This is a genomic window from Rothia sp. HMSC08A08 (genome assembly GCF_001808385.1).
GTDB lineage: Bacteria > Actinomycetota > Actinomycetes > Actinomycetales > Micrococcaceae > Rothia > Rothia dentocariosa.
Map to the genome: position 1 here is coordinate 48,439 of NZ_KV793084.1, position 25,019 is coordinate 73,457.

General features: G+C 56.1%; 20 protein-coding genes and 4 tRNA genes. 15 read left to right on the forward strand and 9 right to left on the reverse strand.

Translation table 11 applies throughout. From position 1 onward, the window contains the following. Positions 1–67: 67 nt before the first annotated feature. On the reverse strand, positions 68–901 hold the full coding sequence (locus tag HMPREF3164_RS10510) for an ABC transporter substrate-binding protein (protein WP_048754345.1): 834 nt from the start codon (positions 899–901) through the stop codon (positions 68–70). Positions 902–1,204: 303 nt separating this feature from the next. On the opposite strand from HMPREF3164_RS10510, the gene HMPREF3164_RS10515 reads away from it, so the two are divergent. The 5 genes from HMPREF3164_RS10515 to HMPREF3164_RS11010 all read left to right on the forward strand — a co-directional run bounded on the left by HMPREF3164_RS10515 (position 1,205) and on the right by HMPREF3164_RS11010 (position 6,526). Then, positions 1,205–1,930 carry a demethylmenaquinone methyltransferase gene (locus tag HMPREF3164_RS10515; RefSeq protein WP_004005403.1) on the forward strand — a complete coding sequence of 242 codons (726 nt, stop codon included), beginning with the start codon at positions 1,205–1,207 and terminating at the stop codon, positions 1,928–1,930. 68 nt (positions 1,931–1,998) lie between these two features. Continuing rightward, entirely contained in the window at positions 1,999–3,060 is a 1,062-nt protein-coding gene (locus tag HMPREF3164_RS10520; protein WP_070450918.1) for a polyprenyl synthetase family protein, read from the forward strand. A 119-nt stretch (positions 3,061–3,179) separates the two neighbouring features. After that, positions 3,180–4,490, forward strand: a complete 1,311-nt coding sequence (locus HMPREF3164_RS10525) for a hypothetical protein (RefSeq protein ID WP_070450920.1) — start codon at positions 3,180–3,182, stop codon at positions 4,488–4,490. Positions 4,491–4,778: 288 nt separating this feature from the next. Continuing rightward, entirely contained in the window at positions 4,779–6,389 is a 1,611-nt protein-coding gene (locus HMPREF3164_RS10530; protein WP_070450922.1) for a sodium-dependent transporter, read from the forward strand. Beyond that, positions 6,389–6,526, forward strand: coding sequence for a methionine/alanine import family NSS transporter small subunit (locus HMPREF3164_RS11010; RefSeq protein WP_080513847.1), 138 nt, complete (start codon positions 6,389–6,391; stop codon positions 6,524–6,526). The genes HMPREF3164_RS10530 and HMPREF3164_RS11010 overlap by 1 nt, the downstream gene beginning before the upstream one ends. Positions 6,527–6,675: 149 nt before the next feature. On the opposite strand, the gene rarD is transcribed toward HMPREF3164_RS11010, so the two are convergent. Further along, positions 6,676–7,779: an EamA family transporter RarD gene (gene rarD / locus HMPREF3164_RS10535; protein WP_070450923.1), complete on the reverse strand. Its 1,104-nt coding sequence runs from the start codon at positions 7,777–7,779 to the stop codon at positions 6,676–6,678. 245 nt (positions 7,780–8,024) lie between these two features. Beyond that, the gene (locus HMPREF3164_RS10540; protein WP_070450925.1) at positions 8,025–9,548 is read right to left on the reverse strand and encodes a DUF6882 domain-containing protein; all 1,524 of its coding nucleotides are present in this window, start codon (positions 9,546–9,548) and stop codon (positions 8,025–8,027) included. A 254-nt stretch (positions 9,549–9,802) separates the two neighbouring features. Between HMPREF3164_RS10540 and HMPREF3164_RS10545 the strand changes: the two genes are divergently transcribed. After that, positions 9,803–11,158, forward strand: a complete 1,356-nt coding sequence (locus HMPREF3164_RS10545) for an SseB family protein (RefSeq protein ID WP_070450927.1) — start codon at positions 9,803–9,805, stop codon at positions 11,156–11,158. 211 nt (positions 11,159–11,369) lie between these two features. Here HMPREF3164_RS10545 and HMPREF3164_RS10550 read toward each other — a convergent pair whose 3' ends face one another. Both HMPREF3164_RS10550 and HMPREF3164_RS10555 read right to left on the reverse strand, forming a co-directional pair. Beyond that, a complete protein-coding gene (locus tag HMPREF3164_RS10550; RefSeq protein ID WP_048753692.1) occupies positions 11,370–12,860 on the reverse strand; it encodes a catalase in 1,491 nt (496 codons plus the stop codon). A 129-nt stretch (positions 12,861–12,989) separates the two neighbouring features. Beyond that, on the reverse strand, positions 12,990–13,568 hold the full coding sequence (locus HMPREF3164_RS10555) for a Fur family transcriptional regulator (RefSeq protein ID WP_004005395.1): 579 nt from the start codon (positions 13,566–13,568) through the stop codon (positions 12,990–12,992). A 293-nt stretch (positions 13,569–13,861) separates the two neighbouring features. Here HMPREF3164_RS10555 and htpX point away from each other — a divergent pair, with 293 nt between their 5' ends. Continuing rightward, entirely contained in the window at positions 13,862–14,743 is an 882-nt protein-coding gene (gene htpX / locus HMPREF3164_RS10560) for a zinc metalloprotease HtpX (RefSeq protein WP_004005394.1), read from the forward strand. Between the two features lie 106 nt (positions 14,744–14,849). Here the strand turns inward: htpX and HMPREF3164_RS10565 are convergent, their stop codons facing one another. Continuing rightward, on the reverse strand, positions 14,850–15,341 hold the full coding sequence (locus HMPREF3164_RS10565) for a YajQ family cyclic di-GMP-binding protein (protein ID WP_048753676.1): 492 nt from the start codon (positions 15,339–15,341) through the stop codon (positions 14,850–14,852). 149 nt (positions 15,342–15,490) lie between these two features. Here HMPREF3164_RS10565 and HMPREF3164_RS10570 point away from each other — a divergent pair, with 149 nt between their 5' ends. The 3 genes from HMPREF3164_RS10570 (at position 15,491) to HMPREF3164_RS10580 (ending at position 16,618) form a co-directional block, all read left to right on the forward strand. Continuing rightward, a complete protein-coding gene (locus HMPREF3164_RS10570) occupies positions 15,491–15,847 on the forward strand; it encodes a hypothetical protein (protein ID WP_048753678.1) in 357 nt (118 codons plus the stop codon). A gap of 145 nt (positions 15,848–15,992) precedes the next feature. Beyond that, positions 15,993–16,074 (forward strand) — tRNA-Tyr (locus tag HMPREF3164_RS10575). 178 nt (positions 16,075–16,252) lie between these two features. Beyond that, entirely contained in the window at positions 16,253–16,618 is a 366-nt protein-coding gene (locus tag HMPREF3164_RS10580; protein WP_004005389.1) for a thioredoxin family protein, read from the forward strand. A 101-nt stretch (positions 16,619–16,719) separates the two neighbouring features. On the opposite strand, the gene HMPREF3164_RS10585 is transcribed toward HMPREF3164_RS10580, so the two are convergent. Then, complete coding sequence (locus tag HMPREF3164_RS10585) at positions 16,720–17,859, reverse strand: DNA-3-methyladenine glycosylase family protein (RefSeq protein WP_246822687.1); 1,140 nt, start codon at positions 17,857–17,859, stop codon at positions 16,720–16,722. A gap of 219 nt (positions 17,860–18,078) precedes the next feature. On the opposite strand from HMPREF3164_RS10585, the gene HMPREF3164_RS10590 reads away from it, so the two are divergent. The 5 genes from HMPREF3164_RS10590 to HMPREF3164_RS10610 all read left to right on the forward strand — a co-directional run bounded on the left by HMPREF3164_RS10590 (position 18,079) and on the right by HMPREF3164_RS10610 (position 22,840). Beyond that, positions 18,079–19,830: a DUF2079 domain-containing protein gene (locus tag HMPREF3164_RS10590; RefSeq protein WP_070450929.1), complete on the forward strand. Its 1,752-nt coding sequence runs from the start codon at positions 18,079–18,081 to the stop codon at positions 19,828–19,830. Positions 19,831–20,294: 464 nt separating this feature from the next. Next, the gene (locus HMPREF3164_RS10595; protein WP_048753681.1) at positions 20,295–22,385 is read left to right on the forward strand and encodes a DEAD/DEAH box helicase; all 2,091 of its coding nucleotides are present in this window, start codon (positions 20,295–20,297) and stop codon (positions 22,383–22,385) included. Between the two features lie 207 nt (positions 22,386–22,592). Continuing rightward, a tRNA-Thr gene (locus tag HMPREF3164_RS10600) sits at positions 22,593–22,664 on the forward strand. 29 nt (positions 22,665–22,693) lie between these two features. Beyond that, positions 22,694–22,767, forward strand: a tRNA-Met gene (locus HMPREF3164_RS10605). Between the two features lies 1 nt (position 22,768). Then, positions 22,769–22,840, forward strand: a tRNA-Thr gene (locus HMPREF3164_RS10610). Positions 22,841–22,913: 73 nt separating this feature from the next. Here the strand turns inward: HMPREF3164_RS10610 and HMPREF3164_RS10615 are convergent. Beyond that, on the reverse strand, positions 22,914–23,852 hold the full coding sequence (locus HMPREF3164_RS10615; RefSeq protein WP_004005385.1) for a cation diffusion facilitator family transporter: 939 nt from the start codon (positions 23,850–23,852) through the stop codon (positions 22,914–22,916). A 169-nt stretch (positions 23,853–24,021) separates the two neighbouring features. Beyond that, entirely contained in the window at positions 24,022–25,017 is a 996-nt protein-coding gene (locus tag HMPREF3164_RS10620; RefSeq protein ID WP_048753197.1) for an LLM class flavin-dependent oxidoreductase, read from the reverse strand. Positions 25,018–25,019: the final 2 nt, after the last annotated feature.

Sequence of the window (25,019 nt, forward strand, 5' to 3'; positions counted from 1 at the left end):
TGTTGATCGTGATATTCAGGATGCGCGGTGCACGTGAGAGAACGAACGCGCACCGCGCTAGTCGCGGTTAGTTTGCGCTGGATGAAGATGCGGATGAGGGCGAAGACTTAGTCTTGGTCCACTTTTCCTTGATCTTATCGAGTTCGCCGCTGGACTTGAGCTGCTGAATTGTCTTATTTGCTTTATCCAGCAGGGCTTTCTTTTCGGGGGCTACCGCACCGGCAATCTGGTCGGCGTTTTCCGAGGTCTGATAGGCGATCTTGAAAGAGTCGGGGTCTTTGGTTAGCGCCTCAGAAATAACTGAGAGGTTTGCCGAGACGGCCTGCACCTGACCGGTCTTCAATGCCGAGAACATGAGCTCGTTGTCCTCGTACTGCACAACATCCGCGCCTTTTTCTTTGGCATAGGATTCGCCGCTGGTTGCCTGCTGAGCGCCGACTTTGGCGTTCTTAAGATCTTCGACGGAGGAGATCTTAGAGTTTTTGGGAACCAGAATTGCCTGGTTGTCTTCGAAATAGACATCGGTGAATTCCATCTTAGATTTCCGCTCGTCGGTCACGCTGATACCCGCGAGCGCAATATCGCATTGTCCGCTAGTGAGTCCGGTGCCCGAATCGAGGCCCTCAAAGCTGATGGAGGTGAGTTGTGCTTCTGCGCCCAGGTCTTTGGCGATAGCGTTTGCGATATCTGCATCGATACCTACGATTTTTCCGTTTTCTTCGTATTCGAAGGGCATGTAGGGGGTGTTGGTGCAGACGGTGAGGACGCCGTTGTTGATAAGGTTTACCTCTCCGTTTTCGCCGTCGGATGCGGTCGAGACGCATCCGGTGAGGACGAGGGGTGCGAGCGCGAGGAGCGCGAGGGACTTTTTGAGGTTGGGTTTTGCGGTGAAAATCGACATGGTGTGCTCCGTGTGTAGAAAATTTTGATGTTTTCCATTGTGCACCTGTGCGATAAAGAATGCAAGTATGCCTATAAATATTCACTATTTTTCTGAGTAAATAAAGAATTATGTATGCATAGTATGCATAAAACCAGGAATACTGTCGCGCCGCAGCGGATGGCGGGAGAAACGTGCTGCACGTGCGCAACACCGGGCACAAGAGTGCATATTTTCGTGAGTTAAAGTGTTCGCCACCTCAGATGACGTATCAAGGGGTGCTCAACTACCCCACGGGCGGCAGAACATGCCACAATTGAAGGCGTGAGCAACGTAGAGAAAAATGTTCAGGGTACCCGCGCAACCCTTGACAAGAAGACCGGCGATATCGCCGCCATGTTTGACACCGTCGCGAAGCGCTATGACCTGATGAACGGCATCTTGTCGCTGGGACGGCACATCTACTGGCGCAAGCAGACCGTTGCCGCCGTAGATGCGCATCCCGGGCAGAAGGTGCTCGACGTTGCCGCCGGTACCGGAACCTCATCCGAGCCTTTCGCCGACGCCGGGATTGATGTTATCGCCGCGGACCTTTCCGAAGGAATGCTGGAGGTCGGGCGCAAACGCCGCCCCGATATGACCTTCGTGCGGGCGGATGTCACCGACCTTCCCTTCGAAGACGACAGCTTCGATGCCGTCACCATGTCTTACGGTTTGCGTAACGTTGCAGACTATCCCCGTGCGCTGAGCGAACTGTACCGGGTTACTAAGCCCGGCGGGCGCATCGTGGTACTGGAATTCTCAACCCCAACCTTCGCCCCTTTCGGTAAGGTGTATAAGGAATACATTATGAAGGCGATACCGCCCGTAGCGCGCGCGATCTCCTCGAACCCGGAATCCTATGTATATTTGGCGGAGTCGATTATCGATTGGCCGGATCAGAGAACCCTTGCCCACAAGTTCGCGCAGGCGGGCTGGCAGGACGTCAAATATCGTAATCTCAGCGGCGGAATTGTTGCCATTCACCGTGGCTTCAAACCCCAAAACTAACACTCAGCACATCATCATTGAGCAACACACAGTATACAGCTACGCACCAACACACCGGAGAAGGCATCGTGAGCACCTCAGAGCAATCCATTGCAGCCACCGACCTGATGGCAGGACTTGATTTCAACCTGCCCGCCGGGTTTGAGCTCATTGCGTCCGACCCGCAGCTTGGCCCCCAGATTCTTACCTCACTGGCGCGGATTGAAGAGCGGCTTGCCGAGGCTATCAGCTACACCGATAAGCTCGCCGATGTTGCCGCCCGACACTTACTGCTCGCCGGTGGAAAGCGCGTGCGTCCCCTTCTGACCCTGCTTGCCGCCGCCGTGGACGGACAGATTAACGACGAGGTGATTGAGGCTGCGGTGGTCGTTGAGCTCACCCATCTGGCGACCCTCTACCACGACGATGTGATGGACGACGCGCCCAAACGCCGCGGTGTCGATACCGCCCAGACCATTTGGGGAAATTCCGTCGCCATCCTGACGGGCGACCTCATTTTCTCCCGTGCCTCGCTGCTGGTCTCCGATCTGGGCACGCGACCCATGAAAATTCAGGCGCAAACCTTCGAGCGCCTGGTGCTGGGGCAGCTCTACGAAACAACCGGTGTACGCGAAAACCAGGATATTCTCGATCACTATATCTCCGTGATTGAAGGGAAAACCGGTTCGCTGATCGCGGCGGCGGGGGAGTACGGCTCACTCTTGGCGGGCGCCTCCGAAGAGGTTATTCAGATGCTCGCCACCTACGGCGAACTCGTGGGCGTGGCATTCCAACTCGCCGATGACGTGATCGATATTGTCAGCGATGGTGCATCCTCCGGGAAAACCCAGGGCACCGATCTGCGTGAGGGTGTGCCGACCCTGCCGACTATTCTGCTCAACCGTGCCGCAGAGGCCGGGGACGAATCAGCCCGTCAGGTTCAAACGCTCATTGAGGCAGACCTATCGAGCGACGATGCGCTTGCTGCCGCTGTATCCGCGCTCGCCGCGCATCCGGTCACGCAAGAAGCGTGGCAGATAGCCTATGATTGGGCGGATCGTGCGATCGCGGCCATTGCGCCGCTGCCGGATTCCACCGCGAAGGCGGCGCTGGAATCCTTCGCGCATGCCGTGGTGCATCGCGAGGGCTAAACCGCGTGATACGGTTGCTTCAGGAAGACTTCTTCACGAGAATGTGTATATCGATGCAGCGTAGTGTGTGAAGAACGCCCAGGTGGAGCTGAACTCGATAGAGTTCTTTAAGGGAAACTATGGCCCACAAAACCGTTACCGCATATCAATCTGCCGCAATATTCCTCAGCTCGGTTATAGCGGCTGCGGCAACGTTTGCTATATCGGTTATTGCTGCGTACTTTTTATCGCACAGTGAGTTTAGGCAGTTTCAGTCCGCATTCTGGCCTCTCGTGTTCGGAATTTACGGCATAACCGGCGCTATTCAGCAGGAGACAACGCGGGCAGTCGGGGAGTCCCTTCTGCAGAATCCGGAATCACGAACACACACCAATAGACTTTCATATTCCGCCGTGGCAGCCCTGTTAGGTCTGGGTATTGCCGTGATCGTCGTCATGACTTCACCGCTGTGGTCCTCCGCTTTCCCCACCTACCCGCAGATGAGTGTTGTACTGATAGCGTTCGGCGTCGTGATGTACGCCGTCTATGCTGCGGTTAGTGGCGCATCCGCAGGGCGGGATTCCTGGTATTTTTACGCCGCTTTAGGCAGTGGTGAGGCACTGATACGTTTGGCGGCAACACTGGCGGCGGTAGCGTTGTCGTGGCACCTGCTCGGATTTGAGACCGCCGTGGTTGTTGCCTCGCTGATCTGGCTTCCGTGCGTCGTATTTTCACGTACCGGGCGGCGCGTCTGGCACGCGAGCATTGATGTTAGTTCGCGGCGGTATGCACGAAATATTGTGATGCTCATGCTTTCATCCGCCGGTGCATCGATTCTTATGACGGCGTTCCCCTTTTTCTTACAGTTCACAACGCAGGAACAAAGCGCACAGTTCAATGCCCTGGTCGCTGCTATTGGCGTTACACGTTCGCCGATTATGATGCCGCTTCAGGCCTTTCAAGGGGTCGCCATATCGGCTTTCTTAAAGCACCAAGATCACCCACTGCGCGCTTTAGCACGCCCGTGTCTGTGGGTTCTGGGAATCGGCGGTTTCGGCGCACTGCTTGCCTATCTTATCGGTCCTTTTCTCTTTGACATTTTCTACTCTAAATATGCCGGTCTTGCACCCGGAATGATGCTTGCTATTTTGACCCTCGAATCCGCGATTATCGCCGTGCTTGTGCTTGCTGGAAATCTGGCTATTGCCTTGAATATGCACCGTTTATATGTGAGCGGTTGGGTTTGTGCGGCTGCGTTGGCCTTGCTCCTGCTGCACGTGCCGCTGGATGTGGTGAGCCGTACCGAGCTCGCCCTCGGGGCTGCTCCACTGTGCGGATTCACGGTAATTCTGGTGGGAATCTTGCGGAGTCCAAAGGTAGAGAGCCGTAAAAGTACCGATAAATCTGGCCTCTTCCAAGATGCACCTGCCACTCGGCACGAGAGGTTGTGAGGGCCGAAGGTCGAGAAGCTTTAGTTTAAAAATGCTTGTGTTTATCTGTTACATTCCCCTCATAAATCCCACAGAATCCCACATGATGGGCTATCATTGACCAAATAGCCTACATCAGGTAAACCTAAAGAACGTCTGTGCCCATACATCATTGAGAGCACAGAGCACCGGAGAGTCGCGCCCAAACCCTAGCGCGCCTCCGTTCACGACGACATGCCCCATCTACCCTCAAGGTGCATCGTCGCGTGACGTGCATACATGAACATCTAGACCGAGGTAACCACTATCATGGGTACAAAACCCGCCAAGACCCCGGCGAAGCGTGAAGGCTTCTCCAGCCGCAGGGTCTTCCTTTTTGCCGCCATCGGCTCAGCTGTTGGTCTGGGAAATATTTGGCGTTTCCCCGCTGTTGCTTACAAGAACGGTGGCGGCGCCTTCATGATCCCGTACATCGTGGCGTTGCTGACCGCAGGCCTCACCTTCCTCTTCTTCGACTACGCGATTGGCCACCGCGGGCGCGCATCGTCCCCATTGGCATTCCGCCGCCTCAACCGCAAAACCGAGTTCATCGGTTGGTGGCATATGGGCATTAGCGCGGTTATCGCCATCTACTATGCCGCAGTTATCGCCTGGGCAGTGCGGTACATGATTTTCTCATTCAACCAGGAATGGGGCAACGACGCGAAAACTTTCTTCATGAAGGACTTCCTGAAAGTGGGGGATCCACAACTTTCCTTCGACTTTAACCCCGGCATTCTCATTCCGCTCGTGCTGGTGTGGATTTCCCTGATCGTCATCATGGCGCTGGGCGTACAAAAAGGCGTGGGTGCCGCCAATGTGGTGTTTATGCCCCTGCTGATCTTTATGTTCGTGGGTCTGGTCGCGTACTCGCTCACCCTGCCCGGCGCAATGAACGGCCTGAACACCCTGTTCACTCCCAACTGGGGTGCGCTAACCAATGGCGAGGTGTGGGTCGCCGCCTACGGACAGATCTTCTTCTCGCTCTCCATTGGTTTTGGCATTATGGTGACTTACGCATCCTACCTGAAGCCCAAGACCGACCTGACCGGCTCGGGTGCCGTCGTGGGCTTCGCCAACTCCGGATTTGAGCTGCTGGCGGGTATCGGCGTGTTCGCGGCGCTGGGCTTCATGGCGCAGGCACAGGGCATCGCCGTGGATAAAGTTGTCGAAGAAGGAATAGGTTTGGCTTTCATTGCCTTTCCCACCATTATTTCGCAGGCACCGGCGGGAGCGCTCATCGGGTTCCTGTTCTTCGGTTCGCTCCTCTTCGCAGGGTTCACCTCGCTCATCTCAATTCTTGAGGTCATTATCGCCGGTGTACAGGATAAAGCAGGCACCTCACGCCTGACCTCGACTATGATCGTGATTATCCCGCTGGCGATTATCTCGACCCTGCTGATGCCCACCGCATCCGGTCTGTACATGCTGGATATACTCGATACCTTCGTGAATAACTTTGGCATTCTTGCCGCTGGCCTCACCTCTATTGTCGTGATCACCTATGGCGTGCGGGCGCTGCCGATCCTGCGGGAGCACCTAAACTCTGTTTCCTCCTTCAAAGTGGGTTGGATCTGGATGATTCTCTTGGCGGGCGTTACCCCGCTGATCCTGGGGTACAGCCTGATCTCCACGCTCGTGAAGACAATTGCCGAACCCCATGGAGGGTACCCTGCAGATTTGCTTGGTATCTTCGGCTGGGGCATGGTCGTACTCCTGATCGTTGGCTCCATCGTGATTTCATTCCTGCCGTGGTCGCATAAGTCACGTGCTGCCGAGGAACCCCCAGCACCGCCCGTTATCGGCGGTAAACTCGCCCACACGCATGTGGACGATGCCGCACTGAAAGCACACGCAAAAGCACAGGGTGAGGAGGCATAATGAGCGGTGCAGCTATCGCTATGATGATCGTGGCAATCCTCATTATCTGGGGCGGCCTGGTGTTTGCCCTCGTAAACCTGAGCAGGCACCCCGAAGAACCTGAGGATGATGCTGTCGAGCAGGCAGCCACCGAATAATACCGTTTATACGCGCGGGCAGGTCTGCGGACTGTGCCCCGGCACGTAGAAACATAGAATACTTGCGCACTCGACGCGAATAAAAAGTGTTGGCATGGGAACTCTGATCGGTTCTCGTGTCAACACTTTTATGCATCTGCGGCAAGAATTCAGGATTTGTCGCGGGCGCTCGCCGCAGAATCCTCGGTGTCTTCGGGCGAGAGCTGAACCGCATCCAGAAGATAGTTCTGTTCACGGTCTTCGCCACCCTCAGAGGACTGAGAAATCTGCACAATAGGGATCATGCCGGTCTCGACCGCCGTGAGTTTTGACGGGCGCGAGGTGCGTGAGGCGCGCACCGCATCCACCGTAAAAATTACGATAGCCACCCAAATCAGAGATAAGCCAATCCACTTATCCGGCGTAATCCTATCGTGCAGCACGAAGAGCGCCAGGAAGAACTGAATGGTCGGACCCATATACTGCACCATGCCGATCACCGACAGAGGCAGCGCTCGCGCCGCCGCCGAGAAAAGAACCAGCGGAGTCACCGTGACAACGCCGGTGGAAGCGAGCAGCCAGAAATGCCCGGGGCCTTGCGAAAACAACGTGAGCTGTCCCTGCGTATTCATCCACCACAGCACCACGAGCGCCACCGGAAGCAAAATAAAAGTCTCAAGCGATAGCGACACCACCGGATGCACACTTGACCCCACCCGCGCCTTGAGCAGCCCATACGTTCCGAAGGTGAAGGCAACACCTAAGCCCAGCCACGGAATCTGTCCGTACACCACGCTCATAATCAGCACCGCCACGGTCGAAATCCCGATGGCGATCCACTGAACTTTTCGCAGCCGCTCGTGCAGGAACACGACCCCCAACACCACGGAGACCAGCGGGTTAATAAAATACCCCAGCGACATGTCGATCGTATGCCCGTGCGTGGTGGAGTACACATAGATCATCCAGTTCGCGCCAATCAGCAAAGACGCGACCGTCAAAATACCCATAGTGCGCGGAGTACGCACCGCCCGGTTAAACGGCTTGGTCAACCGGAAAATAGGGAGCAGAACCGCGCAGAATGCCAGTGAAAAAATCACACGCGAGAGCACAATCTCCAGCGCAGACGAAGACGCCATGAGATAGAAATACAGCGGCAGCATACCCCAGATCGCGTAGGTGGTAAAAAGGCAGATAAAACCATTGCGGGTCTGTGCAGCGTGTGCCGCCGTGCCTGATGCGGGTGCTGTAGCGCTGTGAGCGTTCTGCGCCATAGTGTGAGGGCTCCTCCCTACCTGTGAACGAAAGATGAGATGTGAACTTCTAACAACTCTACTCTTCACCGCACTCTTGCACGAGTGCGAGGTATCGGCTGGCGGAGGCGAGTCGCCTATTAAACGCCGATGGGGCGCAACATAATACAGCGTTGCACCCCACCGGAATGATGAAATTCCTAGGTCAGGATAATATGCCGCAGGCACGAGGTAAAGACCCTGTACGCCTGCTGATACAGCGTTGTCTACAGACCGAAGAACCGCGAGAAGAAGCCCTTCTTCTTGCCGGTTTCCTGAGCCTGCTCCTGTTCCTCGTGCTGATCAGCCTTCTGTTCGGCGGGCTTGATCACCGGAATTGCAGTTGCCGGGGTGTTCTCGGTCTGCGGTGCGGATGCGCCGGTACCTGAAGCGGCAGGTTTGGGTGCCTGCTGCGGCTGCTGCTGCTGGGCACCTGCCGCTGCGGGCTTCTGTGCGCCGGACTGAGGTGCTTCCTGTCCCTGACCTGCGCTCGCGCCGGGTTTGCCAGCTGCGCGCGGGGTGATCGATGTGCGGGACTTCGAGGCATCGGAGGCACCGGGCTTCGCCGCCTTAGCCTGACCCGCGGTCGCGCCGGTCTGTGCAGCGCCAGCGTTCGGAACAACATCGCCTGGGAGGGTATTGACCGTTACGCGACCGTGCTCGGAATCCTCACGTGGATCTTGGTCGAAGGGAGCTTCGGTATCCGGGTAGAGGTTCTCGGTCGTGCGCACACCCGCCACCGGTTTCTGCGATGCGCCAGCGGGTACAGCGCGCTTTGCGGCCGCCGCGGGAGCCTGAGGCTGAGCCGGTGCTGCTTCTTCCGGCTGTGCATTTTCCTGTGCGGGGGCGCTCTTTGCTGCCTGTGCGTCCTTAGGCGTCTGGGCTTCCTCGGGTTCCTGAACGGCGGGTGCCTGCTCGGCTTCGGCACGTGCCGCCGCACGCTCTGCCGACTGCTGTTCGCGCAGGGCCACCTGCTCTGCAGCCTCGGCAGCGGCAGCCTGCTCAACTTCGGTGCGTTCAGCCGCCAATTCCGCACGGTACTGCTCAGCCTCTGCGGCAAGCTGCGCAAGTTCTTGGGCGGTAACCTCGGGCTTCGCGCGCTCGATACCGCTGATGCGCCCCTCATCGAACCATAGCCGCAGGGCGCCGTCGGTCATGGTGAGTACCACGGTGGCCTCGGTATCCCAAGCGGTATGGAACCCGCGCTGACGCGCATAAGAATTAACGGCGAGTGGATGATCGTGAATATCTTCGCTTTGCAGAGCCTTCGCAATCACGCGCCCTACACCTTTGTACGTGGGCGCATCCAGGGTCAGTTCGGGGCTGTCAATCAGGCTCCACGCCCGCACAGACCCCGACGGCAGAGGATAGTGAGCGTACAAACCGGTCACCGTCTTAGTCGCCAAAGTCAGACGACGCGCCAATCCCTCTGAGAGCGGAATTTCGTCGGTACTCAGCTCCAGCACTGAGTCGCGTTCACCGGTATCTCGCGCCTGCAGCGCCGCTGAGACTACCGAATCTGGAAAATATCCCAATTGCTGCCACGACCAAATCCAGGTTCCACGGTTTTCAGATTCGGTACCGAGCAGGTAGGGTTGAAAAGACACCGGATCGGCGGCCTTGAACGTGAGGGACTGTTCGGCGAAGTTTACGTCGTAGTCAGCAGACCCAATAAGTTCAGCCAACCGCGCCTGGTATTCGGTCGAGATAAAGATTGATGCGTCAATAAGATCCTGCAAAGAATTCGTCATAGGTTAAGGGTAACAACCTTTTTGGTGTGAGTACCCACAAACTGCACCAATTTTGTGGGTCGGATGGAGAAAAAATTTGAACAAGAGACAACTCGGTAACCGATGCTAGAGCACACACGCAAAAGTGTGTTCCCTAACCTATCATGACGTTATAAATCGGCGTGACGGCGGATGCTTCGCTAAAATCAATAGAGTAGCGGGTAGCTTCCCGCCGGGACCTAAGATGCAAGCTGACGATAAAGGAATGGAAAACCATGACGGATACCCGACGTTCTGAACCGACGAGTAGAGCCGCCCGCACCCAGGATGCGCTCAACCGTATCGGTAGCTGGCTTCTTGATGTCGTCAAGGCTGAGTCCGGGTGGAGCGAGATGATCCTCGACGTAAAACCCCTCGCCGGGCAGGTCTATATTCGCGTGCGTGAATTCCGTGACGGCGAAGAGTACATCGGTTCGGTGGGCCCCCTCAAGGAAGATTCGCCCGTACTGCCTGATCTTCGCAAGCTCCAGCGCGCCGCCTACGACGGCAACCGCGGCACCTGGTTTACCGCATCTGTAGTGGTGGCGGCCAATAACTGGCCCGAACCGAAGTTCAGCGTGGGGGCATCTTATAACCGCGACGAAGAGCCGGAAAATTGGGGTACTGAAGGAACCCTGAGTGCTTCGGATGTACGCGAGCATCTGCACATGTTCCCGCGCGATTCCGAGCGTATTCCCGCTTGGGCGACCGAACGTATGCACGGTCGCGCCCGCGATGTTTCGGGCTTGCATAAAGAAACCGATTACGAAATTCCCAATCCCTACCTCGCCGCTGCACTCGAAGCTTTCAAGAAGGATGTCAAAGAGCGAACCCTCATTAACGTAGTGCGCACCATGCTCGGCGGCGATTTGCTCGTGGATGCTTCCGGCTCAACTATTGTTCCCGCAGGGCACCTTGATATTGGTCCCGAATCGCAGCTGCGCTACCAGGTTATTCGCCTTGAAAACGGGATGCAGGCGCTATGCGTATTCTCGTCGGCAGAGTACGTTTCGAAGAGCTACATGCGTGAAAACTCCGACGATGACGAGCTGATTCTGCGCGAACCCGCCGTCAAGATTTTCATGGATTTCTTGAGCAACCCCGACCTTGATCTGATTGCGATAGATCCGGGTTCCAACCACGAATGCTATATTGAGCGCGCCCAGGTGCAGTGGGTTGTGAACTCGCCCCGTAACGACGGCGCGAAAATGGCTCTTATCAACGACAATATGCAGCAGCTTCTCGGTTCGTTGGTGGCACCAAACTCTATTCTGGTGGTGGCGATTGACCCCAAGAGTAAGGTACAGGGGCCAGCATTCGTCCCCGATGATGAAGGCAACCCCACGAATATGCTGGCGTTCACCTCGCCGATTGAAGTTGCCGCTATCGACCCTGCGATTGAGGTGCGTGTAGCGCATGCGATTGAGGTGCTGACCCTCGCGGAACAGCTCAATGCCCCGGGTATTCAGATCAATTACTTCAACCCCAGCGCTGTGCTCGACATCAAGCAGATCCGCGAGCTCCTCGATATTGTGCGTGAACAGGAAGCGGTCTTCGGCGCTTCTCCCGCTGGTGCTAGTGCATCCGCATAGTTCGTAAAACCCGTCACGCTAAAATCGCCCGGAAGAAACACCCACACGGTGTTGTCTCTTCCGGGCGATTTTGCGTTTGGAGAGGGTTGTAATCCTGTAAACGGGTTTAAAATATGGGGCCGGTGACTCCACCTCACTGAAAGTCACCGGCCCCATGCTGCAGCCGTGCGTCATGTTCTCGAACCTACAGGAGAACAGACGCTGCCGTATCTTACGAACCAGATGCGGCGGCTGACACGGCCTCGCGAACGCGAGAACCGAGCTCAGGGTGAACGCTATCCCAGTATTGGAACGCGCGTTCACGAATCTCGTCGGAACGAACAGCGCCTACGTGACCAGAGATGTTGCTGATCAGGCGTTCGCGTTCTTCGTCGTTCATGGTTACCTCGTAGAGGGTGCGCGCCTGCGAGAAATCATCATCATCCGGGCGCAGGGTGTAGGCGGTGCGTACCAGCTCGCCATCAGACTCCCAGCTACCTTCGCCAGCGCGTGCCGCATCCGCATGCGGTCCACCCAGACTATTCGGCGCGTAGGTCGGAACGGACGGGTCGTTGAAGTTATAACGCATCGAACCGTCATGCGAATAGTTGTTCACCGGCGCTGCGTGTGGTGCGTTCACGGGCAGCTGTGCGAAGTTGGTGCCGATGCGGTAGCGATGCGCATCCGGGTAGGAGAAGATACGACCGAGCAGCATCTTATCGGGCGAAGCCGCGATACCGGGCACAAAGTTCGAGGGGGAGAAGGCAGCCTGCTCGATCTCGGCGAAGAAGTTCTGAGGGTTGCGATCCAGCACCATGCGACCCACCTTGATCAGCGGGTAATCTGAGTGCGGCCAAATCTTCGTCAGATCGAAGGGGTTAATGCGGTAGGTCTTCGCGTCCTCATAGGGCATGATCTGCACATAGAGCGTCCAGGCGGGGTAGTTGCCACGCTCGATAGCCTCGCGCAGGTCGCGGCGGTGGAAGTCAGCATCCTTACCCGCCATTTCATCGGCCTGAGCCTGGGTGAAGAACTCGTTGCCCTGCTCGGTCTTGAAGTGGTACTTAACCCAGAAGCGCTCGCCCTCGGCGTTAATCCACTGGTAGGTGTGAGAGCCGAAGCCGTCCATGTGGCGCAGGGTTCGGGGCAAACCGCGGTCGCCCATCAGCCAGGTTACCTGATGTGCTGATGCCGGATTGAGGCTCCAGAAATCCCACTGCATATCGTTATCGCGCAGACCCGAACCGGGCATACGCTTCTGCGAGTGGATGAAGTCGGGGAACTTGATGGCATCGCGAATGAAGAAGATAGGAGTGTTGTTGCCTACCAGGTCGTAGTTGCCTTCGGTGGTGTAGAATTTCACCGCGAAACCGCGTGGGTCACGCCAGGTATCGGGGGAGCCGGATTCGCCCGCCACGGTCGAGAAACGAATCAGTAGCTCGGTTTTAACGCCCGGTTGAAAGAGCGCCGCACGGGTGTACTGCGAAACATCTTCGGTGGTTTCAAAGTAGCCGTATGCGCCGGTTCCCTTTGCGTGCACCACACGCTCGGGCACACGTTCACGGTTGAACTGAGCGAGCTTTTCAACAGCGTAAGCATCGTGCAGAACGATGGGACCATCGGCTCCCACGGTGAGCGAATGATCATCTGAAGCCACCGGCGTGCCAGTGCTCGTGGTGGTGTAAGAACCGGGATGAATGGGGTTCTGCGGGGTCTGATACATATTTGCTTCTCCCTGTGTTTTTGGTGATGCTATGTGGTTTTCGACGAGCATTCTTCCTGTTTTAGGGTGCAGCTAACGAACACCGAGGCGCTGTTTCACGCCCGGAGTAAGGTGTGGGAATGTGGTTCGTTAGTGCTGAACGCTCGCTGCGGCTTGCACCTGGCTCTTCGCCAGTTCTGCTTCTGCCTCAGTTTGACAGTCTGCGCAGACGCCTCGATACAGTACATCTGCGCTGATAATCGCCATGCCGTGGAAGTCGCTGGGAGTTAGGCAGGGCGCTGAGCCGATAGCGCAGTCTACATCCTGAACTTTTCCGCAGCGAATGCAGAATGCGTGGTGATGGTTATCGCCCGTGCGAGTCTCATAGAGCCCTGGGGTTCCCGGCGGCTCAAACTTACGCAGCATGTCGATATTCGTCAGATCCGTGAGGATCACATACACCGACTGCACGGTAATGGTAGGAATCTCTTGCCGCACAGCGGTAACTATTTCCTCGGCATTGGCATGGGGATGAGCCTGAACCGCACGTAGAACAGCAAGCCGCTGTTTCGTGACCCTGCGCCCCTTAGCGCGCAAGTTTTGCGACCAAGATTCCGTGAGAAGTTCGGTCGCGGATTCTGCTGCCAACGGTAGCACGCCGGTGTGGGAGCATCCGTGAAGAGGGTGCTCGGGTTCCGGGTGTGCGTTCGTATCTAGGGGTTCGGTCATGAACAATACTCTACCGTTAATCTGACTTTTTCACAATTACAATTACGATAAATTCATAATAAGAGTCGTGTTCGGGGTACTTTCACCATGACACTATGTCGCTAAAACTGCGAATTTCTGGGGGATAACAGAACACTTCGAGACTTCATGTGACCTTGCTCGCATTCGAGGAACCTGTGGATGCGAGAATACGAAATACACGCTGGTGGCGAATCTGGATGTCTGCCTCATATATATCCCGTATGCTGTAATCTAATACGTTCACGGCAACACGATTTCTAAAGGTACACGCAATGCACAAACACTATAACGGGCTTAAGACCGCCCTTCTGCTGGGCGGCATGGTCGGTCTGCTGATGCTTATCGGCGGCGGCCTTTCAACATACTTCCGCAGCTCAATTTTTATCTGGGGTTTCGCCCTTGTGAGCTTGGGTACCGTTGCATATTCATACTGGAACTCCGATAAACTCGCGCTGCGTTCCATGAACGCCTATGCCGTTACCCGCGAGGAGGTTCCGGTTCTGTATGACATCGTCGAGGAACTTTCCTCGCGCGCCGGTCAGCCTATGCCGCGCCTATATGTGGCACCCACCCAGACTCCAAACGCCTTCGCGACCGGGCGCAACCCGCGCAATGCCGCCGTCTGCTGTACCGAGGGTATCTTGCAGCTTCTTGACGAACGCGAAATGCGCGGTGTGCTAGGGCACGAGCTCATGCACGTCTACAACCGCGATATTCTTACAAGCTCGGTGGCAGCCGGTATCGCAACCCTGATTACGGCGGCGGCGCAGATTGTTGGCTTTGGCTCCATGATGGGCGGGAACCGTGAGCGCGGCGGCGGAAACTTCTTGAGTATAATCCTGATGTCGCTTCTGGCTCCCATTGCTACGGCGGTTATTCAGATGGCTATCAGCCGTACCCGCGAATACGATGCCGATGAAGACGGTGCAAAGCTCACGGGCGATCCGATTGCACTTGCCTCCGCCCTGAATAAGTTGGAGAAGGGTGTCTCGCTCTACCCAATGGATCCCAAGAATCAGCAGGTTGTGAATACTTCGGCCTCTATGATTGCGAACCCCTTCGGTGGCCTGAAGAACCTCATGTCTACTCACCCACCGATGGATAAACGCATCGCCCGCCTGCAGCAGATGGCGCGCGATAACGGTCAGCTATAAAACCTGCGTACGTGTTTGTCTTATAGGCGAAAGGCGGGGGGGTTACCAGAACTGGTAACCACCCCGCCTTAATGGTGCACTGATGCTACGTGCACAGCAGAGGTATCTAGCGATAATTCACGAACTGCAGATCAACGTCAAGATCTGCACCTTTAAGCAGTGAAATCACGCTCTGCAGATCATCACGAGACTTTGAGGACACACGTAGCTCATCGCCCTGAATCGTAGCTTTCACACCCTTAGGTCCTTCATCGCGGATCAGCTTGGAAATCTTCTTAGCCTGATCCTGTGCGATACCTTCCTTGATGGAGCATTCGATGCGGGTCTCTTTACCCGAAGCGTAGGGGTCGCCTGCGTCCAGGGACTTTAGCGAAATACCGCGCTTGACGAGCTTTGATTGGAAAACGTCGAGCACCGCGAGAGCTCGTTCTTGGGCGTTTGCCTTAATGAGAATCTTCTCGCCTGAGAAGTCGATCTCAGCACCGACACCGCGGAAATCGTAACGCTGCGAAACCTCTTTTTGTGCCTGGTGCAGGGCGTTGGCGACCTCTTGTTTATCAACTTTTGAGACAATATCGAAAGAAGATTCGCTTGCCATAAAACTATGTCCTTTCGTTGTGTTTGTGCGGAATACGACGGTATCTGTCCCTCATAGAATACCTGTTTTCTGTTGCGCTCACAGATAATTTTCAGGTTCTTTGATGCGTTTCTCAGCTGTTGTTAACCTTGAACATCCAGAATGGAAACATGGCTACACAATACTCGTCAACGACCGGCAGCGTGAATCGCGAAGAAGCTCGCGATGCTGAAGCCCTGCTGTTCCTTGACCTCTACAGTTCGATTGGTTCTGAACCTGAGAACATCCCTGAGGCAGAGCGAGTGGATGCGGTTCAGAGCGAAGATTCTTCGGATGTTGTTGAGCCTCCTGCCTTCGAGGGAATCGGCTCAACGCTGACAGATCCCAAACTCGTTGCCCGCTTCGAGGGAGTGCGGCGCGATCTTGCTCGTGAGATTCGAAGCGAGATGTGCACAGTTGAACAGGCGCTACGCTATCTTGAGCATTTGGAAATTACGCTTCTGATGGAGCAGGACGGCGACCTGTAAACTCGCCTGAAAAACAGCCTCCGAAAACGAAAAACAGCCCAAAAAGTTGTATTCGTCACAAAGCTAGGCTCTGGCTTCACAAGTTCATTAAAAACCTGTACAGTAGTCTCTGTTCGCTTGAGCGAACTTCTAGCCTAGCTAGTTCGGCAGATTACCCGAGCGGCCAAAGGGGGCTGACTGTAAATCAGCTGGCACAGCCTACGGGGGTTCGAATCCCTCATCTGCCACCCTAAAAAGAACCCGGTTACTTCGGTAGCCGGGTTCTTTGCATCTGGCACCCTCACACACCCGACAAAAATGCCCGCTCACGGCAAAAAAATAGGGTTTATGACGCGCTTTAAACTATTTATTAGTCTGTGAGTGAAAAATTAGCGCAATGTACGTGCAGGGTGTAGCGTTATCTCCATGGCTACTATTGAAATCACCCAGCAGAACCTTACCTCGACTGTCGAGGGTAACGATATCGTATTCCTCGATTTCTGGGCAGACTGGTGCGGTCCCTGCAAGCAGTTCGCTCCCGTCTACGAGGCAGCCTCCGAGAAGTACAGCGATATCGTCTTCGGCAAGGTGGATACCGAGGATCAGAGTCAGCTGGCACAGGCCGCAGGCATTACCTCCATTCCCACCATTATGGGTTTCCGCGGCGGTATTCTCGTCTTCTCCCAGCCCGGTGCGCTCAATGAGTCCCAGTTTGAGCAGGTGATTACTTCGATCCGCGAACTCGATATGGATAAGGTTCGTGAAGAAATGGCAACTGCAGAGCAGAACTAGCCATTTCATCATAGAGATAGTTAGGTGATAAACCCGCCCGGTGAAGGGTGGTTTATGCGTGTGGAGTCGGTACTTTTTACGGTACCGGCTCCACACGCATATTAAAAATCCCGGTAATCCGGAATACTGATACGCGCACCATACCTGGGTTTGCGAATGCCCGCCTCCTGAATAAGGCGCACAACCCGCTGCCGATGACCGGCGTAAGGGGCAAGCAGGCGAAGCATTCCGGCGTCGTCGGTGCGTTCTCCCGTAAAAGCAAACCCCACTGTATGCGCTAAGTGGTAGTCGCCCACGCTGACAGCATCCGGATGCCCGCAGAAACCTTGAAGAGCTTCCGCCACCGACCAGGGACCAACCCCCGGAATATCGTCGAGAGCCGCCGCAAGGTGTACGATACGACCGGTTGCCCCAAGGCGTTCGAGTGCATCGGCGCGTTGGGCAAAATGGTAAATCGCGCTGTATCGGGCGGAATCTAACCGCGCACGATGCCAATCCCATGAGGGAATTGTGCCTAGAACCTGAGCAGTAGGGTACACCCGCAGATGAGGAGGCTGTGCCGGATTGCCGCTGAAGGGCGCGGACTCGCCGTATCGCATGATAATCCAGCGCAGTGCGTCAAAAGCCTCCGGTTGGGTCACCCGCTGTTCTACGATCGCCGCTAACATATGCCGGGTAAGCTGCCCGGATGCGCTCAGCCGTAGCCCCGGATTCTCACGATAAGCACGCCGAATTTTTAGCGGCAGATGCTCAAAAGCGGGGAGCTTCGCAAACTCTTCTCGGGGATCGTGCAGGCCCAGCCACGCGGGCATAAGGGAGGCAAAGTCTTCAAGCTCGCTGTAGACCTGTTCGGTAGGGAATGCATCGTCGGGTGTAGCGGGGGAGGACTCCGCCCATAGGCAAACCTGAACCGGAGCATTCAGCGCAGAGGTTGCGCCCTCGAAACGGCGGGTAAAGTGCAGGGTCGCGGGCAGCTGCAGGGACGGCGTGCGCGCCCCGATCCACAGAGTATCGTCTGCCGCGTGTGAGCGCTCAGAACGCGGGGCACGCAGACGGTGAAAAGTCGGATCGGTCGGGCCGCGCTGTAAACGACCGAGTGTCTGTCCTACATGCACCGGAACGTACGGGTAAATAAGCGCCTGTATCCCTACCGTGATGCGCGCCGTCAGCGCCGAGGTGCGCATCGGTAAGCGGGAAAGCTCGATGCGGTATGCGGCATCAGGCACGGATTCGGTGGGCACAGCATCCTTAGCGTGTAGGGGAGAAAATATGCGCGTGAGATATATCTTGAGTTAACTGCGTAAAAAAGGCGCAGATCTCGGGATAACGTTTAATAATAGGATACCCTGAGTAGTAACTATATATTTCACAGGTGAGCGGGCGCACCGGCGACGTAGCGTAACTTAAGAACGTGTGTGCTTGCCACCGGGCACCAAACACAACAAACACGAGGAAAACGCATGGCGGCTGAGGTGAGTGCACCCGACTCGGAACCTACCGAGAAATCGGCGAAAACTTCTGCATCACAACATACCCGGGCACATCGTTCGGTGACCGCGGGCAGAGTGCTGGTGGCGATTATGCTCGCCCTAGCGGTTTTTGCCCTCTATTGCTATTACTCCGTTCAGCAGCTTAAGCACTGGATTACCCCTTCATGGGATCTTGCGATTTTCACGCAGATGGCGCAGGCATATTCGCATTTCGACATGCCAATTGTGCAGATTAAGGGGACCGATTTTAATCTGTGGGGCGATCATTTTCATCCTATTCTGGTGCTTTTAGGGCCTGTGTATGCGGTTTTCCCCTCGCCGCTGACGCTTCTAGTGGTCCAGAATTTTATGATTGCCGCCAGCGTCTATATGATGGTGCGGTTTACACAGCGGGCATGTGCCCTCTCAAGCGCCAAACCCGAACCCGCAGGAACTTTTGTGGGTGTTCTTCTGGGTGCTGCCTTCGCCCTCAGCTACGGGGTGCAGCAGGCGGTGGCTGCGCAGTTCCATGAGGTTGCGTTCGCTCTGCCGTTCTTGTGTGGGGCGCTGGGTAATCTGGTGCTTGCCGGTCGCATCAATGCTGATGAACGCTCCCGCTATATTATTCGTGCTTGTCTGTGGGCTGCCCCGCTTGCCTTCGTCAAAGAAGATATGGGCGTTACTGCCGCGATGATCGGTATTGTCGCATTCGTCCGCACTGGGTGGATACGCAAAGGGCTCGACGAGCTCTTCCCCCAGAATCCTGAGGATAAACCGCTGCCGCGGGGTGAGCGCATCCGCAACACCTTTAATTCCTGGGTTAAGACGCGGGGTGCCGCTGAATCAACCATGCTGATACTCTGGGGTCTCTTCTGGTCTTATGCCGCGGTTGCGCTTATTCTTCCGCTCTTTAACGCCAACGGGCAGTTCGATTACGGCGATAAGGTTGATGTATACGGCGCTTTCGCCGATCCGCTCGGTTCTGCGATCACTATCTTTAACTATGACCAGAAGGTTTGGACGATTCTGCTGCTGCTCTTTTGCGGCGCTATTATCTGGGTTGCAAGCCCGTTCGCTATCGTCATTCTGCCCACGCTCCTGTGGCGTTTGCTCTCAAATACGGAGGCGTACTGGCTGAGCACCTGGCACTACTCGCTCGTGCTGATGCCCGTGGCTTTCCTCGCTCTTCTAGAGGTTATCCTCAACTTGCGGTACGGGAAGGTGCTGGCGCACCCTAAACCGCTTGCGGAAGACGAAGAATCAGAGGATGAACCGGCAGAAACCGGGGATAAACCCATCGGATGGGTAGAGAATCTACGCCAGTCCGTCCGCCGTGTTCCGCTCTGGTTCTTCCCGGCGGTTGCGCTGCTGGTCTCGGTGATTCCGACCGTTACTCCCACGTCCGACCAGCCGCTTGCCGATTTGACCAAGTCTTCGTTCACCAGCAACCGGCTGACGGCCTCCGAAACGAACCGTATGCAGGCTGTTGAGGCGGTACCGCAGGATGTAAGCGTTGCGGCAGACCTCTCGACCCTCACCCAGCTGATTCCGGGTCGAACCGTCTACTGGATTGGGCATGCGGGAGAACCGGCGCCCGACTACGTGGTGATCGATAAGCGCGGCTCAGCGTGGGGAGGTAACCCGCCGCAAAACACCGCACAGTATGCCGCTGACCGTTATGGGCACCCCTATGCGCAGGTGGGTACTTACGGTTCCCTTGAGGTCGCGCGTAAAATATCTTAGGCGTACCCATCCCACGACCCTGCGCGTTGCATTCCGCAAGCGCGTAGTAGTGCGGGGAAATAGCCTTGCACATCCATGTTTCCATGACCTGAAGGGGCTATTTTGCTTAGAACCCGCGGCGAAAAACCGGGGTTTGCGCGCATCCGGCGCGTTGCCGCACCAAAGTAGGGTACACTTATAAAGACGGGTACCCCCGATACAGGTCTTGTGCGCCCCAACCGGTCGAATCGGTTACTAACCTCACGTCTGGCGCCGAACTCAAAATCACCGAACTCAGTATGCTATGCCGCCTCGTGGCGTCAATACACATCGCACCTCATTCCAGATGTGCCGAGACTTGCGTGTCACCGAGAAATTCAAGACCAACCCCCAGCGTAGAGAAATCCTATCCCTGAGTGCCTCCGCCTTACCGGATGCCCGGGTTGCGTTGTCTTGCTCGCCCGCCTGATAATAAGGCGCGCAGAATGTGGCTGGAATGTGTAGGGGAATCCGAACGGCGCCGAAAAGCGTGCGCCCGAACACCCCAGCAAAATGAGGAAAAAGTGACTGAAAATATTCCTGCCGAGAACACCGAACAAGGCGCTACGCTCGGCAATACCGAAGAGACCTTATCTGTAGAAAAAACCGTTGAAGAATCTTCCCTAGAAACCGGTGAAAAACCCGCGAACGAAAAAGCAGACGCTGCAGAAAGCATGACAGCAGAGCCTAGAGAAGACAACGCGGCCACTAAGAAGAATACTGAAGACAATACTCACGAAAGCCACGAAGAAGAAGGCACCCGATTCACCGACCTGGGGCTAGACCCCCGAGTGCTCTCTGCACTCGAAGAAGTCGGCTACGAGAAACCTTCCCCCATCCAGGAACAGACCATCCCGCCGCTGCTCGACGGCAACGATGTGGTGGGTCTGGCGCAGACCGGTACCGGCAAAACCGCAGCCTTCGCGCTGCCCGCGCTCTCCCGCATGGCAGAACTTGCCGATATCAACGGCGTTTCCCGAGACACCCAGGTGCTTGTACTTGCCCCCACCCGTGAGCTCGCCCTGCAGGTTGCCGAGGCCTTCTCCTCCTACGCAACCCACATGGAAGACTTCACTGTGCTTCCCATCTACGGCGGCTCACCCTACGGACCCCAGCTTGCCGGACTGCGCCGCGGCGCACAGGTAGTCGTCGGCACCCCCGGGCGTGTGATCGACCACCTCGAAAAGGGCTCGCTCGACCTCTCAAACCTGCAATACCTGGTACTGGATGAGGCCGACGAAATGCTGCGCATGGGCTTCGCCGAAGACGTAGAAACCATTCTCGAAGGTACCCCGGACGCCAAACAGGTGGCACTCTTCTCAGCCACCATGCCCAACTCGATCCGCAAAATCGCTCAGCAATACCTCAACGACCCCACCGAGGTGCGCGTCAAAACCAAGACCACCACCGGGGCGAACATCCGCCAGCGCTACATGCAGGTCATGCACTCCCACAAACTTGACGCCATGACCCGCGTGCTCGAAGTCGAAAACTACGACGGCATTATCGTCTTCGTGCGCACCAAAAAAGAAACCGAAGAAGTAGCCGATAAACTCAAAGCACGCGGTTTCCAAGCGGCAGCTATTAACGGCGACATTCCCCAACAGCTGCGCGAACGCACCGTGGATGCGCTGCGCGACGGGCGCATCGACATTCTCGTAGCAACCGACGTAGCCGCCCGCGGACTGGATGTTGAACGCATCTCCCTCGTGGTGAACTACGATATTCCGCACGACACCGAATCCTATGTGCACCGCATCGGGCGTACCGGTCGAGCCGGACGCGACGGCGAAGCGATACTCTTCGTAACTCCGCGCGAAAAATACATGCTGCGGCAGATCGAAAAGGCAACCCGTCAAAAGGTTGAGCCAATGCATATGCCCACCGCGCAAGACGTGAACAGCAGCCGTAAACAGCGCTTCGCCGAGCAGATCACCGAAACGATCGAAACGGAAGACCTAAACTTCTTCCGCAAGATCATCGAAGACTATGAAAACGAGCACGACACCACGGCAGAAGACATTGCCGCCGCGCTCGCCGTCATTGCACAGCAAGGTCGCGCCTTCTTCCTCGATGAAAACGACGATATTGCCCGTAAATCCCGCGCTTTCGCCGACGACACCAAGGACCGCGGCAAACGCGGGCCCAAGAAGGGGCGAAACCACAGCGACGAAGGCATGGTGAACTACAAACTCAACGTGGGCCGCGCCTCTCGGGTTAAAGCCTCTGCCATTGTGGGCGCGCTTGCAAACGAGGGCGGTATTAAGGGCTCACAGATCGGCTCGATCGATATTCGCCAGCACTTCACGATCGTGGGTCTTCCCGAAGACCTGCCCAAGGGTTTCTTCGATCGTCTGCGTGATACCAAGATTGCCGGTGAGTTCATCAACATCCGTAAGGATCGGGGGCCTCAGGGAGGCGGTGGCCGCAGTTTCCGCCGCAACGATCGCCGCGATGGCGGGTTCCGGTCCCGTCGCGATGATCACCGTGGTGGTCGGGATGATCGCCGCGGAAAGTCACACGGTAAACGCTACTAGTCTGTGAAAGTTAGCCGTAAAATAAGGCGTTTCGTTATTTCATAAAAGCGGGATGCGCCCGCCGGTATTGTGGACGGAAAAACCGGTGGGCGCATCCGCGAATAAACGGTGTAAAAACGCCTATTTTTAGGGCTAAAACAAAGTGTCACAGAACACCTAACCCTTATTTGCGCGGGTGGTTTAGGATACTGTAAACTTTTATCTGTTGCCCCGATAGCTCAGTGGTAGAGCGCCATCTTGGTAAGATGGAGGTCCCGGGATCGATTCCCGGTCGGGGCTCTCGCATTGGCCTGCAAGGTTGATGTTCTGGCGGTGTAGCTCAGCTGGTTAGAGCGCACGACTCATAATCGTGAGGTCGACGGATCGAGCCCGTCCACCGCTACGCCCCGATAGCTCAGTGGTAGAGCGCCATCTTGGTAAGATGGAGGTCCCGGGATCGATTCCCGGTCGGGGCTCAGCTAAGCCTGTCTCGTATGAGGCAGGCTTTTTTGTTTGTGCCTTTCGGGTGGCTAAATGGGTCACACGTATCTAAGGGTGTTGGGTCTCTTCGGGTTCTGTCTGCCCGAAAAGCGCATTCTCAAGCTGGAAGGTCGAGTGGCTAATAGATACCTCGAAATGCTCGGATACGCAGGTTCGGGCTTGCCGCAAGATTTCCAGGGCCTCACCATTCGTGAAGCATTTATCGGCGATAACGATATGAGCGGTCAGTACGGGCAGACCCGTTGCTATGGTTGAGGCATGTATATCGTGAACCTCATGTACACCCGGCACGGTCAATATATGGCGACGCACTTCTTCAAGATCCAGCCCTTGGGGAGAGAACTCCATCAGTACACCGGTGGTCTCACGCATGAGCTTTGCCGCGCGAGGAACAATTAGCGCCGCAATGAATAAGCCCGCAATGGCATCGGCCTGCATGAAGCCGGTGAAGACTATAACGAGTGAAGAGACGATGACGCCCACGGAACCAAGTGCATCGTTGAGGACTTCAAGGAACGCAGCGCGCATATTAAAGTTCGCATCACGGCGCCCAGAAAGCACCATGATTCCGGCAATATTTGCCGCCAAACCAATGACGCCGAAGAGCAAAAGTTCGGAAGCCGGTACCTCTGGAGGCTCGAAGAGACGATGAATCCCTTCAAAGGCCGCATAAAGACCGACCGCCATCAGTAAGGTGGCTTGGGCGAGTGCTGCAAGAACTTCGATGCGTCGGAATCCCCAGGTTCGTTGTGCCGTTGCGGGCTTCAGCGCGAGAGTCGCCGCTATCAAAGCGACTAGCAGTCCGGAGGCATCGGTGAGCGCGTGCGCCGTATCGGTAAGAAGGGCGAGACTGCCCGTCATAAGAGATCCGACGAACTGGATTACGACAATCGCTGCAGCAAGCCCAAAGGCGAGTGCAATTCGCGGACGCAGGTCTGGGTTCTGGGAACGGGTGCGGGCAGAAGAATACTGGTCTTCCGAGCTCATGAGCGTACCTTTTGTTGTTCTGGCATGTCTTGGTGTGGGGAAGGGGCTTACCAATAATATATAAAAGTTATTTTATATATCTAGGGTAAAGCCTCATAAACCTTATGCCAAGACATGCCAGAAGTATGTGGTAAATCGCTCAGAAGAGGTGAGATAAATCCTCGTTAGTCTAATTGGTTTTCTGGAAAATCGGCAGCTCCGAAAGCAATTCGTAGCTTCGAATGCGGTCTTCAAACTCCCACGGCGTGCTCGTGATAATCACTTCGTCTGCACCGGTGCGGGCAACCAAATCTTCGAGCTTGCTCTGAACCGTTTGCGGGGAACCGACCACCGCCTCCTGAAGCATTGAGGAGATATGCCGTTTCTCGGCAGGACTCCACAGCTTTTCCATATCGTCGACTGGCGGAGAAAACTGCGGACGCCCGCGAATAATCCCTAGGGCGTGCTGTTGCGCAGTCGTGAAAAGATGCTGCGCCTGCTCATCCGTTTCGGCAACCAGCGACCCTGCGCCCACAATAACGTAGGGTTTATCCAGGGTTTGAGACGGGGTGAAGTTATTGCGGTAGACATTGAGCGCATCCTGCAGGGCAGCCGGGGCGAAGTGTGAAGCAAACGAGAACGGCAGACCCAGCTTAGCCGCCAAAGAAGCCCCGAAAGTTGATGACCCCAGAATATAGAGCGGCACATTGGACCCTTGCCCGGGGATAGCGTGCACGCGGCGCATGGGGGAGGGCTCACCCAGATACCGCTGAATCTCTTCTACCTCGGCGGGGAAATTCATAGCTGCAGAATTATCGCGACGAAGCGCCTGCGCGGTCATAGGGTCGGTACCGGGTGCGCGGCCCAAACCCAGATCAATGCGCCCGGGATGGAACGCCTCTAAGGTGCCAAACTGTTCTGCCACTACATAGGGGGCGTGGTTGGGGAGCATAATGCCGCCCGAACCCACCCGGATGCGCTCGGTTGCGGCAGCGAGCTCTGCCATCACCACGACCGTCGCCGAAGACAGCAGCGAACCCGCGTTATGATGCTCGGCAACCCAGAAACGGTTGAACCCAAAACGCTCAGCCGCCTGCGCCGCCTGAACCGTCTTGCGCATGGTCTGCGCGTGAGAATCATCGGGGCGCGTGGGCATAAGATCAAGAACCGAGAACGGGATAGACATGA

What these genes read in the sequence shown, in the direction of transcription:
- HMPREF3164_RS10510 (WP_048754345.1), bottom strand. Translation starts at nt 901, where the DNA reads ATGTCGATTTTCACCGCAAAACCCAACCTCAAAAAGTCCCTCGCGCTC.
- HMPREF3164_RS10525 (WP_070450920.1), top strand. Translation starts at nt 3,180, where the DNA reads ATGGCCCACAAAACCGTTACCGCATATCAATCTGCCGCAATATTCCTC.
- HMPREF3164_RS10530 (WP_070450922.1), top strand. Translation starts at nt 4,779, where the DNA reads ATGGGTACAAAACCCGCCAAGACCCCGGCGAAGCGTGAAGGCTTCTCC.
- HMPREF3164_RS11010 (WP_080513847.1), top strand. Translation starts at nt 6,389, where the DNA reads ATGAGCGGTGCAGCTATCGCTATGATGATCGTGGCAATCCTCATTATC.
- rarD (WP_070450923.1), bottom strand. Translation starts at nt 7,779, where the DNA reads ATGGCGCAGAACGCTCACAGCGCTACAGCACCCGCATCAGGCACGGCG.
- HMPREF3164_RS10540 (WP_070450925.1), bottom strand. Translation starts at nt 9,548, where the DNA reads ATGACGAATTCTTTGCAGGATCTTATTGACGCATCAATCTTTATCTCG.
- HMPREF3164_RS10545 (WP_070450927.1), top strand. Translation starts at nt 9,803, where the DNA reads ATGACGGATACCCGACGTTCTGAACCGACGAGTAGAGCCGCCCGCACC.
- HMPREF3164_RS10550 (WP_048753692.1), bottom strand. Translation starts at nt 12,860, where the DNA reads ATGTATCAGACCCCGCAGAACCCCATTCATCCCGGTTCTTACACCACC.
- HMPREF3164_RS10555 (WP_004005395.1), bottom strand. Translation starts at nt 13,568, where the DNA reads ATGACCGAACCCCTAGATACGAACGCACACCCGGAACCCGAGCACCCT.
- htpX (WP_004005394.1), top strand. Translation starts at nt 13,862, where the DNA reads ATGCACAAACACTATAACGGGCTTAAGACCGCCCTTCTGCTGGGCGGC.
- HMPREF3164_RS10565 (WP_048753676.1), bottom strand. Translation starts at nt 15,341, where the DNA reads ATGGCAAGCGAATCTTCTTTCGATATTGTCTCAAAAGTTGATAAACAA.
- HMPREF3164_RS10570 (WP_048753678.1), top strand. Translation starts at nt 15,491, where the DNA reads ATGGCTACACAATACTCGTCAACGACCGGCAGCGTGAATCGCGAAGAA.
- HMPREF3164_RS10580 (WP_004005389.1), top strand. Translation starts at nt 16,253, where the DNA reads ATGGCTACTATTGAAATCACCCAGCAGAACCTTACCTCGACTGTCGAG.
- HMPREF3164_RS10590 (WP_070450929.1), top strand. Translation starts at nt 18,079, where the DNA reads ATGGCGGCTGAGGTGAGTGCACCCGACTCGGAACCTACCGAGAAATCG.
- HMPREF3164_RS10595 (WP_048753681.1), top strand. Translation starts at nt 20,295, where the DNA reads ATGTGGCTGGAATGTGTAGGGGAATCCGAACGGCGCCGAAAAGCGTGC.
- HMPREF3164_RS10615 (WP_004005385.1), bottom strand. Translation starts at nt 23,852, where the DNA reads ATGAGCTCGGAAGACCAGTATTCTTCTGCCCGCACCCGTTCCCAGAAC.
- HMPREF3164_RS10620 (WP_048753197.1), bottom strand. Translation starts at nt 25,017, where the DNA reads ATGTCTATCCCGTTCTCGGTTCTTGATCTTATGCCCACGCGCCCCGAT.